We start from the raw sequence: 13,456 nt of genomic DNA, 5'->3' as shown, positions 1-13,456 counted from the left end.
GTGCCCGAACGGTCCGCTGCGCCCGAATCGAATCGACGAAGCGAACGGCTGTGACGCACTACATCTATCTTGTCCGCCACGGCGAGCATCAGCACGCGGAGCACGGGCTCGAAGACGGCCCTCTCTCGCCGCGCGGTGTGCGCCAGGCTGCGCTGCTCGCCGATCGGCTGTCCGGCGTTCCCTTCGACTCCGTCTGGCACTCTCCCCTCGTCCGGGCGACCGAGACGGCGAAGATCCTCGCCGAGCGCATGCCGGCGATCGATCCGCAGCCGCACGCGCTCCTGTTCGACTGCGTCCCGACGGGGATGACGGAAGAGACGCCGTCCGTGTACGAGCCGTTCTTCGGGGGGATCAGCGACGCCGAGATCGAGGCCGGCACGGCGCAGATGTCCGACGCGATCGGCGAGTTCCTCGTGCGCAAACAGGGCGACGCGCACGACTTGATCATCTCGCACAACTTCGTCATCTCCTGGTTCGTGCGCGAGGTCCTCGGCGCGGCGGAATGGCGCTGGATGACGCTCAACCAGGCCAACTGCGGCCTCACGGTGCTGGCGCAGAAGCAGGGCAGACCCTGGACGCTCGTGAGCCACAACGACGTCGCCCACCTGCCGTTCGAGCTGCGCACGGGGCTTCCCGAGGTGCCGCCCGTCTGACGGTCGGCGGTCCGTAGGATGGAGCCCATGACACGTGTGGCACTCGTCGGCGGCTCCGGCAGGCTCGGCAGCATCATCCGCGACATCGTCGAGGGGCAGCCGGGCTTCGACCTGCACGCCGTGCTCACCTCGGCGAGCGCCCTCAGCGAGATCGACGGCGCCGATCTCGTCGTCGACACGACCCACCCGCAGGTGAGCGCCGACGTGGTCCGCGCCGCCACCGAGCGCGGCATCAACGTGCTCGTGGGAACCAGCGGGTGGTCGGCCGAGCGGATCGCTCGCCTGCGGCCCGAGATCGAAGCCGCGGGGACGGGCGTGGTGTTCATCCCCAACTTCTCCCTGGGATCCGTGCTCGGCTCGGCTCTCGCCGCCGCGGCCGCGCCGTTCTTCTCCTTCGCCGAGATCGTCGAGGCGCATCGCGACACGAAGGTCGACTCGCCCAGCGGCACCGCCGTCCGCACAGCCGAGCTCATCGCGGCGGCGCGCGACACACCGGTCGAGGCGCCCCACGTCGACCAGCGCGCCCGCGGTCAGCAGGTCGCGAGCATCCCGGTCCACTCCCTGCGACGGCCCGGCGTCGTCGCACGGCAGGAGACGATCCTCTCCGGCCCCGGCGAGAGCCTCTCCCTCATCCACGACACGGCGGATCCCGCGGCCGCATATGCGCCGGGCATCCGCATCGCGCTCGACGCCGCGGTCGACGCGGCCGGCGTGGTCGTCGGGCTCGAGAGCTTCATCGACATCGGCATCGGCGGCCCGCGGCAGGCCTCGACGAAGCCCGTCGACGATGGCGGCGTGTCGGGTCAGGTCGCGCGCTCCACGATCGCCTGACCGTGGGCACTCGCATCGGCGTCGTCGCGATGGCGGCGGTCTTCGCGCTGTACATCTGGCTGCTCGGCGGCCGTGGGATCGCGCTGATCGGCACAGGCGATCCGGTCGCCGTCGTCATGGGGACGGCGATCCTCGTCTTCCCGTTCGTCGGCGCGTGGGCGCTCGGCCGCGAGCTGTGGTTCGGGTGGCGGGCCGACACGCTCGCGAAGCGCCTCGACGCCGAGGGCGCCCTGCCCGACGACGAGGTCGCTCTCACGCCGTCGGGCCGCGTCGTGCGCGCAGACGCCGATGCCGTCTTCCCCACCTATCAGGCCGAGGTCGAGAGCGATCCCGACAGCTGGCGCGCGTGGTTCCGGCTCAGCGTCGCGTACGACGCGGCGGGCGACCGCAAGCGGGCACGGGCGGCCGTCCGCACGGCGATCCGTCTGTCGAAGTCGGGAGGCTAGATGAGCCCGGCTTCGCGCGCGGCGACCGTATCGCGCTCGGGCTGATGCCGCCCCTCTCAGACGCAGAACGGGCCCGGATCGTCATCGATCCGGGCCCGTTCCGTATGATCGGGCGATCAGTCGAGCGTCGCCTCGATGGTGATGTCGATGCCGGCGAGCGCCTGCGAGATGGGGCATCCCGCCTTGGCGCTCTCGGCGAGCTCCTCGAACTGCTCCTCGCTCAGCCCGGGAACCGTGGCGGCCACGTTGAGGTGGCTGCCCGTCACGCCGGTGCCGGGCACGAACGTCACGGACGCGGTCGTCGAGATCTTCTCCGCCGGCGAACCGGCCTGCGCGAGCGCGTTCGACAGCGCCATGTTGAAGCACGATGAGTGGGCCGCCGCGATGAGCTCTTCCGGAGTCGTCGTCGACTCCGCGCCCTCGCTGCGAGCCTTCCAGTTGACGGGGAAGGTTCCGATGCCCGAGGCGGGCGTCACGGATCCGGATCCCTCGAAGAGGGTTCCGGACCAGGTGGCCGTCGCTTCGCTGGTGACAGACATGTTGTGACTCCTCGCGGGTTGAAAGTGAGCGGGTCGTCGCCAGCCTAGCCACGAGACGCCGTGCGGGGAACAGTCGCGTGCGCGGCGCGTCGCATCGGGGTCTCGAACGCATACCCTGGAGGCATGACGGACGCGATCCCGACCCCGTACGAGGACCTGCTGCGCGATGTGCTCGCGAACGGCACCCGCAAGTCCGACCGCACGGGGACGGGGACGACGAGCGTCTTCGGGCGGCAGATGCGCTACGACCTCTCGCAGGGGTTCCCGCTCATCACGACCAAGCGCGTGCACGTCAAGTCGGTCGCGCTCGAGCTGCTGTGGTTTCTGCGCGGCGACTCGAACATCCGCTGGCTGCAGGAGCGCGGCGTCACCATCTGGGATGAGTGGGCCGACGAGAACGGCGACCTCGGCCCGGTGTATGGCGTGCAGTGGCGGTCGTGGCCCACGCCGGACGGCGGCCACATCGATCAGATCGCGCAGGTTCTCGACCAGATCCGGCAGACCCCCGACTCCCGCCGCATGATCGTCTCGGCGTGGAATCCGTCCGAGGTCTCCGACATGGCGCTTCCGCCGTGCCACGCGATGTTCCAGTTCTACGTGGCAGACGGGCGGCTGAGCTGCCAGCTGTATCAGCGCAGCGCCGATCTGTTCCTCGGGGTGCCGTTCAACATCGCGAGCTACGCGATGCTGACGATGATGATGGCGCAGCAGGCGGGCCTCGAACCGGGCGAGTTCGTGTGGACGGGCGGCGACTGTCACATCTACGACAACCACCGCGCGCAGGTCGACGAGCAGCTCTCGCGGGATCCGTATCCGTACCCGACGCTGCGCATGAAGAAGGCGCCGAGCATCTTCGAGTACGACTACGACGACTTCGAGGTGGTGGGCTACGAGCACCACCCCGCGATCCGCGGCGCCGTGGCCGTCTGATGGTGCTGCGAGCGATCTGGGCGCAGGCCCGCGGTCGGGTCGTCGGCGACGCCGGGTCCATGCCGTGGCACCTGCCGGAGGATCTCGCGCACTTCGCGCGCGCGACGTCGGGCGCTCCGGTCGTGATGGGCCGTCGCACGTGGGAGTCCTTCCCCGATCGGTTCCGTCCCCTTCCCGGACGCGCGAACATCGTCGTGACGAGGGACGCGGCGTATTCGGCACCCGGGGGAGAGGTCGTCGCCTCTCTCGACGCGGGTATCGCACGTGCGCGCGAGCTGTCGGAGGATGCATGGGTCATCGGCGGAGGCCAGATCTACGAGCAGGCGATGGGCGTCCTCGATGAGCTGTGGGTCACCGAGATCGATCTCGACGTCGACGGCGACACGACTGCTCCGGAGGTCGGCGGCGAATGGCGGCTCGAGAGCGCTGATCCCGCGACCGGCTGGCACGTGAGCGCCGCGGGGCTCCGGTATCGGTTCCTGACATACAGCCGCAGGCGATAACCTGGGGGAATGAGTCACGCCGCGAATCCCTTCGGACAGGTTCTCGTCGCCCTCGTCACTCCGATGACGGCCGACGGCGAAGTCGACTGGGATGCGACAGAGAAGCACATCGACGACGTCATCTCGTCGGGTGCGGACGGCATCGTGGTGACCGGAACGACGGGCGAGACGTCGACGCTGACCGACCCCGAGAAGCTCCGTCTCGTCGAGGTCGGCAAGAGCGTCTCAGCGGGCCGCGCCAAGATCATCACGGGCGGCGGATCCAACGAGACCGCACATGCGATCGAGCTCTATCAGAAGAGCGAGAAGCTGGGCGCGGACGGCATCATGATCGTCACCCCGTACTACAACAAGCCGACCCAGGCGGGAATCCTCACGCACTTCCGCCTGATCGCCGACTCGACCGACCTCCCGGTCATCCTCTACGACATTCCGGGGCGCACGGGCGTCCCGATTCAGTACGAGACGATTCTGCGTCTCGCGAAGCACCCGAACATCCTCGCCGTCAAAGACGCCAAGGGCGATTTCAGCGAGGTCAGCCGCGTGCTGAACCAGACCGACCTGCTCTACTTCTCGGGCGACGATGCCAATGCGCTGCCCCACCTGTCCATCGGCGCCTCGGGTCTCATCGGCGTCACGGCGAACCTCGCCGCAGGCCCTTATCGAACCATCGTCGACGCGGTCAACCGCGGCGACCTCACCACCGCCACCGAACAGCACAGGAAGCTCGAGCCCCTCGTACGCGCCGTCATGACGCACGTGCCGGGCACGGTCTCCGCGAAGTACATCCTTCACGGCCTCGGCCGCATCTCGAGCCCCCGCGTGCGCCTGCCGCTCGTCGGTCCCGAGGAGTGGGAGGCCGCCGTCATCGAGGACGAACTCGCCCTCGTGAAGGACGTCGACGGCGTGGACTTCTCGAACTTCCGCCCCGACCGCAACGCGGCCGCGGGTGGCGCGCTGCCGAAGGTGCCTGGCACCACTCGGTGACGAATACCCTGCGCATCCGCGCGGAAAGGCACAATGTCCACTCCTGTCTTCGATCCGCCTGAACTCGACTCCGGCGCCCTGCGCGTCACGCCTCTCGGCGGCCTCGGCGAGGTCGGCCGCAACATGGCGATGTACGAGTTCGACGGCAAGATCCTCATCATCGACTGCGGTGTGCTCTTCCCCGAAGAGCACCAGCCGGGCGTCGACCTCATCCTCCCCGACATGGAGGCGCTTCGCGGCCGCCTCGACGACGTCGTGGGTCTCGTGCTCACGCACGGCCACGAAGACCACATCGGTGCGGTTCCGTACCTGCTGCGGCTCCGCGAGGACATCCCGATCTACGGATCCAAGCTCACGCTCGCGCTCACCGCCGCGAAGCTCAAGGAGCACCGGATCACCCCGCGCTCGACGGTCGTCCGCGAGGGCGAGAAGATCTCGGTCGGCCCCTTCGGACTCGAGTTCGTCGCCGTCAACCACTCGATCCCCGATGCTCTCGCGATCGCGATCCGCACGGAGGCCGGCCTCGTGCTGCACACGGGCGACTTCAAGATGGATCAGCTGCCGCTCGACGGCCGCCTCACCGACCTGCGCGCGTTCGCGCGGCTGGGCGAGGAGGGCGTCGACCTCTTCCTGCCCGACTCGACGAACGCCGAGGTGCCCGGCTTCACGCCCACCGAGCGCCAGATCGGCCCCGTGCTCGAACAGGTGATGTCGAAGACGACGGGCCGCGTCATCGTCGCGAGCTTCTCGAGTCACGTGCACCGCGTGCAGCAGGTCATCGATGCGGCGCACATCAACGGCCGTCGCGTCGCGCTCCTCGGCCGCTCGATGGTGCGCAACATGACGATCGCCGAGCAGCTCGGCTACCTCGAGGTCCCCAAGGGGACTCTCGTCGACTACAAGAAGTCCGGCGACATCCCCGACGACGAGATCGTCTACATGTCGACAGGGTCGCAGGGGGAGCCGATGGCGGTGCTCAGCCGCATGGCCAACCTCGACCACGCGATCGAACCGGGAGAGGGCGACACCGTCATCCTCGCGTCGAGCCTCATCCCCGGCAACGAGAACGCGGTCTACCGCGTGATCGACGGGCTGACGAAGCTGGGCGCGAACGTCGTGCACAAGGCCAACGCGAAGGTGCACGTCTCGGGCCACGCGTCGGCGGGCGAGCTGCTCTACTGCTACAACATCCTGAAGCCCAAGAACGTCCTCCCCGTGCACGGCGAGTACCGGCACCTCATGGCGAACGCGAAGGTCGCGCAGGACTCGGGGATCCCCGAGTCCCAGACATTCATCGCCGAGAACGGCACCTCGATCGACCTCAAGGACGGCGAGGCATGGGTGTCGGGTCAGCTCGACATCGGCTTCGTATACGTCGACGGGTCGACCGTGGGTGCGATCACCGATGCCGACCTCAAGGACCGCCGGGTGCTCGGCGAAGAGGGCTTCGTCTCGGTCATCATCGTCGTCGACGCCAAGACGGGCCAGATCGTGTCGGGTCCCGAGATCCACGCGCGAGGCATCGCGGAGGACGACAAGGTCTTCGACAAGGTCAAGCCGAAGATCGTCAGCGCCCTCGAGGAGGCCGCCCAGAAGGGCGTGCGCGACAACCACGCGCTCTCGCAGGTCGTCCGCCGCACGATCGGACGCTGGGTCAGCCAGCGGCTGCGCCGCCGCCCGATGATCGTCCCGCTCGTCATCGAGGCGTAGAACACGCGCGTACGGCCCTGGCGACTCCCTGAAACAGGGGATTCGCCCGGGCCGTGCGCGTCCTGCGTTCGTTTGTCGGAGGTCCGACGTACCGTTGATCTCATGGCTCGCTCGTCCACCGCGCCCAAGAAATCTGCGCAGAACGGTCGCGGCGCCTCCTCGAAGGGGGCACCGCGTCGGTCTGCGGCTGCGCCCAAGAAGCACATCGACGACGTCGATCGTCCGGCCGTGCCTGTGCGCGCCTGGAACGGCATCGCGCATGCCGTTGGCGGGCTCTTCCGCGCCTTCGGATCCGAGAGCCTCGAACGCGACGATCGTCGCGACGGCTTCCCGCTGCTGCTCGTCCTGCTCGCGGTCGCCGGCGCCGTCGTCGAGTGGTTCTTCATCGGCGACCACATCGCGGCGCAGATCAGCGCCTACACCTTCGGCCTCCTCGTCGGTCGCACGGCGTTCGTGTTCCCGGTGCTCCTGCTCTTCCTCGCCGGGTGGCTGTTCCGTCACCCCGCGTCGGTCAATGACAACGGCCGCGTCGGCATCGGCTTCGCCCTGTTCACGGTCTCGGTCGCCGGCATCTGCCACCTCGCGCTCGGCCGCCCCGAGCCGGTGCAGGGGATGCCCGCGCTGAGCGAGGCCGGCGGGCTGTTCGGCTGGATGGTCGGCGAACCGCTCGCGCTCCTCATCACGCCGATCGGCGGATACATCGTGCTCGGCGTGCTCATCGCTCTGAGCCTTCTGATCATCACCAAGACGCCGCCGAACCGCATCGGCCGTCGGCTCGGCGACCTGTACACGTGGATGTTCGACGCCGAGCGCCCCGACGAGCAGCCTGTCGACTCCGACGCGCCCACGAAGGTGCTCGACGACGACAAGCCCGCGCGCGGACGTCGCGGGCGCAAGAAGAAGAGCGACGATCCCGAGCTCTTCGACGGCGCGGACGAGCTGCCCTGGTGGCGCCGCAACGCGTCCGGGCGCGAGACCGACGTCGAAGCGGTCACCGATCCGCAGGAGCTCACCGACCTCCTGTCGGAGCAGAAGGACGGCGGCTACGACAAGGCGGTCGTGCGCGACGAGCCGGCTCCCGTCCTCGACACGACACCGACACCGGATCCGGCGGCTGCCGCGACCGAGGTGCTGAACGATCCCGCGCTGCGGAACCTGCGCGCGTCGGGTGACCTCAGCGACGCGCGACTCGGGCTCATGGGAGACGGCGAGGGCGACGACGAGGAGCTCGGCGGCATCTCGGGCTTCGGCACCGACGGCCCCGGGGTGCGCGGTCCGCAGCCTCCCGAGGCGCCCTATATCCTGCCGTCGGCGGCAGCGCTCGCGGCAGGACCCCCCGCGGTCGTCAGCTCCGACGCGAACGATCACATCGTCGCGCAGATCGAGAAGGTCTTCGCGGAGTTCAAGATCGACGCGAAGGTCTCGGGCTTCTCACGCGGTCCGACCGTCACCCAGTACGAGGTCGAGCTCGGTCCGGGCGTCAAGGTCGAGAAGATCACGCAGCTGTCCAGCACCATCTCGTACGCCGTCGCGTCGAACGATGTGCGCATCCTCGCGCCGATTCCGGGCAAAAGCGCAATCGGCATCGAGATCCCGAACACCGACCGCGAGACGGTCGCGCTGGGCGACGTCCTGCGCTCGCCGGCGGCGCAGAAGTCGACGCACCCCCTCACGATCGGCGTCGGCAAAGACGTCTCGGGCGGCTTCGTCGTCGCGAACCTCGCGAAGATGCCCCACCTGCTGGTCGCGGGCTCGACCGGGTCCGGCAAGTCGAGCTTCGTGAACTCGATGATCACGAGCCTGCTGATGCACGCCAAGCCGAGCGACGTGCGCATGGTGCTCGTCGACCCGAAGCGCGTCGAGCTCACGAGCTACGCGGGTGTGCCGCACCTCATCACGCCCATCATCACGAACCCCAAGAAGGCCGCCGAGGCGCTGCAGTGGGTCGTGAAGGAGATGGACATGCGGTACGACGACCTCGCGTCGTTCGGGTTCCGCCACATCGACGACTTCAACCGGGCTGTCGTGAACGATGAGATCCAGCTTCCGGTCGGATCAGAGCGCGTACTCAAGCCCTACCCGTACCTGCTCGTGGTCGTCGACGAGCTCGCCGATCTCATGATGGTCGCTCCGCGCGACGTCGAGGATTCGATCGTGCGCATCACCCAGCTCGCGCGCGCCTCGGGCATCCACCTCGTGCTGGCGACTCAGCGCCCGTCCGTCGACGTCGTCACGGGTCTGATCAAGGCGAATGTGCCGTCGCGCCTCGCCTTCGCGGTCACGAGCGTGACCGACTCCCGCGTCATCCTCGATGGACCGGGCGCCGACAAGCTCATCGGCCAGGGCGACGCGCTGTTCTCGCCGATGGGATCTTCGAAGCCCTTCCGCCTGCAGGGCGCCTGGGTCACGGAAGCCGAGATCGATTCGGTCGTCCGGCACGTCACCGGGCAGGCCAGGCCCGAGTACCGTTCCGATGTCGCCGAGGCGATCGAGACGAAGAAGAAGGAGATCGACGAGGACATCGGAGACGACCTCGAGGTGCTCCTCGCGGCGACCGAGCTGATCGTGTCGAGTCAGTTCGGCTCGACGTCGATGCTCCAGCGGAAGCTGCGCGTCGGATTCGCGAAGGCCGGCCGGCTCATGGACCTGCTCGAGTCACGCGAGATCGTCGGCCCCTCCGAGGGGTCGAAGGCACGCGACGTGCTCGTGGCGCCCGAGCAGCTGGCGGCGGTTCTCGCCAAGCTCAAGGGCCAGGAGCCGCCCGCGGCCGCTCGCGAGGCGACTCCGGCGGCGGCGGACCGCGCCGAGGCGACGACGGCGCCGACCGACGTGCCGCAGGCTGCTCCCCTCTCCGACGACCGCTACGACACCGATCCCATCGAACAGCAGTTCGCGGGCAGGCCGGTGGTCGACGAGTCCGAGGGTGAAGACGCGTGGCAGCTCACGGGCCGCGACGACTGACGCGCGCGATGCGACACTGACCTCATGGCGATCCACCCACAGCTGCCCAACGCGATCACCGTCGCGCGCATCCCGCTCGCGGTCGTGTTCTTCGTGCTGCTCCTCGTCGGCGGGTCGTTCGGCGACCCGCACCTGGGCGTCCGGCTCGCGGCAGCGATCCTGTTCATCATCGCGATCTCGACCGACTGGGTCGACGGCTACCTCGCCCGCAAGCACGGCATCGTCAGCGACTTCGGCAAGCTGTGGGATCCGATCGCCGACAAGCTGCTCACCGGGTCCGCGTTCGTCGGCCTCGCCATCCTGGGCGAGATTCCGTGGTGGATGGTCGTCGTCATCCTGGTGCGCGAATGGGGCATCACGCTGCACAGGCTCATCGTGCGTCGCGAACACGTCGTCGCCGCCGCGTGGATGGGCAAGGTCAAGACGGCGGTCCAGGGGGTCGCTCTGTCATGGGCGCTCCTTCCCATGGACGTCGTGGTGGGCTTCCTGCCGTGGCTCGTGATCACGGCCGTGCTCATGTGGATCGTCGTCATCCTCACGATCGCGAGCGGGATCGACTACGTCGTCGCGCAGGCGCGGGGAGCCAGGGCGTCGTCGTGACCGCGCCTGCGCGCGCGGCGGCGGCGCTGCTCGATGAGCTGCGCAGGCGCGGGTGGTCCGTCGGCGCCGCGGAGTCGCTCACGGGCGGTCTCGTCGCGTCGCGCATCATCGACGTTCCCGGCGCGTCCGACAGCATGCGCGGCGGCGTGGTCGCCTACGACTCACGCGTCAAGCACGCGCTGCTCGGCGTCGATGCCGACCTCCTCTCCGCACACGGTCCCGTGCACGCCGACGTCGCGCGACAGATGGCGCAGGGGGTCCGACGTGCTCTTCGCGTCGAAGCGGCGGACGCTGACGTGGGCCTGTCGACGACAGGGATCGCGGGGCCCGACTCTCCTGATGGACAGAGGGTCGGGACGGTCTTCGTCGGCGTCTCCTCGCCGGCGGGGGATCGCGTCGAGCGATTCCTCTTCTCGGGAGACCGTGCGGAGATCCGGAGCACGGCAGCCGATGCGGCGCTCCTCCTCGCGCTCGACGTGATCCGTGACGGGGGAGCTGCTTCGGGGAATGAATCGGCCGACGGAGACGTTTCCCCGGCGTAACCATTGACGATGTGCGGCCGCAGCCCAGCCATCTGGCCTTAGCCTGGTATCAGGCAGCTGTTAGGGTGCAATACCTGCAGACCGCATCGACGAACGCGAGAGACGAGGGAGGGGCGTCATGATCCTGGTACGTCAAGAGATCGGCGACGTGCTTCGCGACTTCCGTCAGCAGCGAGGTCAGACGCTGCGCCAGGTCGCCAGCAAGGCGAGTGTGGCGCTCGGCTACCTCAGCGAGGTCGAGCGCGGCCAGAAGGAGGTCTCGAGCGAGATCCTCGCGGCCGTGACGGACGCGCTCGAGGTGCCGATGTCCGCCGTGATGCGTCGCGTCGGCGACCGCCTCGCCGTGCTCGAGGGCATCGACAGTGCTTTCCCCGACGTCGTTCCCGACGATCTGGTCGCCGAGGTCGAGCCCGAGCTCTCCCTGCATTGAGCGCGCGCACATGAGGCGCAGCGAGTTCCTGCGTGCTGTCGACCAGCAGTTCGGTCCGCGTGCGAACTGGATCATCGACGATCTTGTGCTGCCCGGCTTCGATCGCACGGCGTCGGATGCGCTCGACGCGGGAATCGCTCCGCGCGATATCTGGCGCGCGCTGTGCGATGAGACCGACCTTCCCTCCTCGGCGCGCTACGGCGTGGGTCTGAGGGATCCTCGCGGCGACTGACTGCCGTCCTCCGTGTTCGAACGGGATGCGTCTTTCGGCGCGTCGCGTTCGAACATCTGTTCGCTCGGGCGTAGGCTCGTCCCCAACGTGGAATGTGCAGAAGTTCTTCACATCTCGGGGGTCCGGGCTTCGTTTGTCAGGGGTTCTCCGTAACGTGACGAGCGGCACACAGGCCACGCGCCCTGTCGAAGAATCCGTCCACCGGCGGCGGATCACGACAGCCTATGGGCGGCGGTAGACGAGCAGACAAGGAGCTCACCATGGCAGCAGCGGCAGATCGCGAGAAGGTCCTCGAGACGGCACTCGCGCAGATCGATCGTCAGTTCGGCAAGGGAACGGTCATGCGCCTCGGAAGCGAGGAGCGCGCACCGGTCGAGGTGATCCCCACCGGGTCGATCGCACTCGACGTGGCCCTTGGCGTCGGCGGGCTCCCGCGTGGGCGCGTCGTCGAGATCTACGGTCCTGAGTCGTCGGGTAAGACGACGCTCACCCTCCATGCGATCGCCAACGTCCAGGCGGCCGGCGGCATCGCCGCATTCGTCGACGCAGAGCACGCTCTCGACCCCGAATACGCGAGGAAGCTCGGCGTCGACATCGACCAGCTGCTCGTCTCCCAGCCCGACACGGGAGAGCAGGCGCTCGAGATCGCCGACATGCTGATCCGCTCGGGTGCCATCGACGTCGTCGTGATCGACTCCGTGGCGGCGCTCGTGCCCCGCGCCGAGATCGAGGGGGAGATGGGCGACGCCCATGTGGGTCTCCAGGCGCGCCTGATGTCGCAGGCTCTGCGAAAGATCACGGGCGGTCTCAGCCAGACGAAGACCACGGCGATCTTCATCAACCAGCTGCGCGAGAAGGTCGGCGTCTTCTTCGGATCTCCGGAGACGACAGCGGGTGGAAAGGCGCTCAAGTTCTACGCGTCGGTGCGCCTCGACATCCGCCGCATCGAGACGATGAAGGACGGCGGCGAGGCGGTCGGAAACCGCACCCGCGTCAAGGTCGTGAAGAACAAGATGGCCCCGCCGTTCAAGCAGGCCGAGTTCGACATCCTCTACGGCACCGGAATCTCGCGAGAAGGCTCGCTCATCGATTTCGGTGTGGAGCACGGCATCGTCAAGAAGTCGGGATCCTGGTACACCTACGACGGCGACCAGCTCGGCCAGGGCAAGGAGAACGCGCGTCGGTTCCTCATCGAGCACGCCGACGTCGCGCTCGAGATCGAGAACAAGATCAAGGTCAAGCTCGGTCTCCTCGACGACCCCGACGCGGTCTCGGAAGACGGCGTCGACGTCCCGGTCGCCGACGTCGCCGAACTCCGAACAGCCTGATCTCTCTCATGTCACCGCACGAGAACGGGGGCGACGACCTCGCCCCCGTCGTGCCCCTCTTCGGCGGATCGGTACCCGCGGCGCCGCCCGCGCGCACCGATCCGCCCGAGACCGGACACGATGACTGGCACACGACGTGGCAGGGTGCGGCATCGCGCCCCGAGCCGCGCGCATCCGCCCGCGCCGCCGCGCCGGCGAGCTCCGAAGAGGCACCCCTCGACGTCGAACCCGAGTCGGAGGTCGACGACTTCGCAGAAGCCGCCGAGGTGCGCCTGACGCGTTCGCTCGCCTCTCGGGGGCTGTCGGAACGCGAAGCCCGAGACCGACTGCGTCGAGAGGGTGTCGAGGCACACGCCATCGACGACATCGTCGATCGACTGCTGCGCGTCGGGGCGCTCGACGACGACCGTCTCGCCGAGCAGCTCGTCCACACGGGCGTCACGCGCAAGAACCAGGGGCGCCGTGCGGTGGCCCAGAGCCTCGCGAAGCGCGGCATCTCGCGCGAATCGGTCGATGCCGCTCTCGCCGATCTGCCCGACGACGACTACGAGCGCGCGCTCGAGTACGCGCGCGGCAAGGCACGCGCTCTTGCGCGCTACGATCGCGACACCGGTCTCCGGCGGCTCATCGGGCAGCTCTCACGACGTGGGTATGGCGGGTCCCTCGCGATGAACGTCGCGAATCAGGCTCTCGACGAGGAGACCGGGGGAGCGCGGGGCGTGCGGTTCCAATAGGGCTTCCTCACACGCGCGCCCGCCCGACAG

General features: G+C 68.5%; 15 protein-coding genes. 14 read left to right on the top strand and 1 reads right to left on the bottom strand.

What is annotated here, in order from left to right:
* Window positions 1–50 precede the first annotated feature (50 nt).
* The 3 genes from KOL93_RS12275 to KOL93_RS12265 are packed head-to-tail and all read left to right on the top strand — an operon-like array spanning window position 51 to window position 1,930.
* On the top strand, window positions 51–653 hold the full coding sequence (locus KOL93_RS12275) for a histidine phosphatase family protein (protein ID WP_221585679.1): 603 nt from the start codon (window positions 51–53) through the stop codon (window positions 651–653).
* Window positions 654–680: 27 nt separating this feature from the next.
* A complete protein-coding gene (gene dapB, locus KOL93_RS12270) occupies window positions 681–1,484 on the top strand; it encodes a 4-hydroxy-tetrahydrodipicolinate reductase (protein ID WP_221585678.1) in 804 nt (267 codons plus the stop codon).
* Between the two features lie 2 nt (window positions 1,485–1,486).
* The gene (locus KOL93_RS12265) at window positions 1,487–1,930 is read left to right on the top strand and encodes a tetratricopeptide repeat protein (protein ID WP_221585677.1); all 444 of its coding nucleotides are present in this window, start codon (window positions 1,487–1,489) and stop codon (window positions 1,928–1,930) included.
* Between the two features lie 116 nt (window positions 1,931–2,046).
* On the opposite strand, the gene KOL93_RS12260 is transcribed toward KOL93_RS12265, so the two are convergent.
* Entirely contained in the window at window positions 2,047–2,469 is a 423-nt protein-coding gene (locus tag KOL93_RS12260) for an OsmC family peroxiredoxin (protein ID WP_221585676.1), read from the bottom strand.
* Between the two features lie 123 nt (window positions 2,470–2,592).
* Here KOL93_RS12260 and KOL93_RS12255 point away from each other — a divergent pair, with 123 nt between their 5' ends.
* The 11 genes from KOL93_RS12255 (at window position 2,593) to KOL93_RS12205 (ending at window position 13,426) form a co-directional block, all read left to right on the top strand.
* Window positions 2,593–3,399, top strand: coding sequence for a thymidylate synthase (locus tag KOL93_RS12255; protein WP_221585675.1), 807 nt, complete (start codon window positions 2,593–2,595; stop codon window positions 3,397–3,399).
* Window positions 3,399–3,902, top strand: a complete 504-nt coding sequence (locus KOL93_RS12250; protein WP_221585674.1) for a dihydrofolate reductase — start codon at window positions 3,399–3,401, stop codon at window positions 3,900–3,902. The genes KOL93_RS12255 and KOL93_RS12250 overlap by 1 nt, the downstream gene beginning before the upstream one ends.
* A 9-nt stretch (window positions 3,903–3,911) precedes the next feature.
* Window positions 3,912–4,889, top strand: coding sequence for a 4-hydroxy-tetrahydrodipicolinate synthase (gene dapA, locus KOL93_RS12245; protein ID WP_221585673.1), 978 nt, complete (start codon window positions 3,912–3,914; stop codon window positions 4,887–4,889).
* Between the two features lie 33 nt (window positions 4,890–4,922).
* Window positions 4,923–6,599 (top strand): ribonuclease J, encoded by a 1,677-nt coding sequence (locus KOL93_RS12240; RefSeq protein ID WP_221585672.1) that lies wholly within the window; start codon window positions 4,923–4,925, stop codon window positions 6,597–6,599.
* Window positions 6,600–6,701: 102 nt separating this feature from the next.
* Complete coding sequence (locus KOL93_RS12235; RefSeq protein ID WP_221585671.1) at window positions 6,702–9,560, top strand: FtsK/SpoIIIE family DNA translocase; 2,859 nt, start codon at window positions 6,702–6,704, stop codon at window positions 9,558–9,560.
* Window positions 9,561–9,584: 24 nt separating this feature from the next.
* Window positions 9,585–10,160, top strand: coding sequence for a CDP-diacylglycerol--glycerol-3-phosphate 3-phosphatidyltransferase (pgsA, locus tag KOL93_RS12230; RefSeq protein WP_221585670.1), 576 nt, complete (start codon window positions 9,585–9,587; stop codon window positions 10,158–10,160).
* Window positions 10,157–10,702: a CinA family protein gene (locus KOL93_RS12225; protein ID WP_221585668.1), complete on the top strand. Its 546-nt coding sequence runs from the start codon at window positions 10,157–10,159 to the stop codon at window positions 10,700–10,702. The genes pgsA and KOL93_RS12225 overlap by 4 nt, the downstream gene beginning before the upstream one ends.
* A gap of 118 nt (window positions 10,703–10,820) precedes the next feature.
* Window positions 10,821–11,132 carry a helix-turn-helix domain-containing protein gene (locus KOL93_RS12220; protein ID WP_221585667.1) on the top strand — a complete coding sequence of 104 codons (312 nt, stop codon included), beginning with the start codon at window positions 10,821–10,823 and terminating at the stop codon, window positions 11,130–11,132.
* Between the two features lie 10 nt (window positions 11,133–11,142).
* Window positions 11,143–11,364, top strand: coding sequence for a DUF3046 domain-containing protein (locus KOL93_RS12215; RefSeq protein WP_221585666.1), 222 nt, complete (start codon window positions 11,143–11,145; stop codon window positions 11,362–11,364).
* Window positions 11,365–11,624: 260 nt separating this feature from the next.
* The gene (gene recA / locus KOL93_RS12210) at window positions 11,625–12,692 is read left to right on the top strand and encodes a recombinase RecA (protein ID WP_221585665.1); all 1,068 of its coding nucleotides are present in this window, start codon (window positions 11,625–11,627) and stop codon (window positions 12,690–12,692) included.
* Window positions 12,693–12,700: 8 nt separating this feature from the next.
* A complete protein-coding gene (locus KOL93_RS12205; RefSeq protein WP_221585664.1) occupies window positions 12,701–13,426 on the top strand; it encodes a regulatory protein RecX in 726 nt (241 codons plus the stop codon).
* Window positions 13,427–13,456 lie beyond the last annotated feature (30 nt).

This window comes from Microbacterium salitolerans, from assembly GCF_019720895.1.
In the GTDB taxonomy this organism is placed as follows: domain Bacteria; phylum Actinomycetota; class Actinomycetes; order Actinomycetales; family Microbacteriaceae; genus Microbacterium.
Note: the sequence above shows the minus strand (reverse complement) of the source record. Positions and strands in the feature narration are given on the sequence as shown.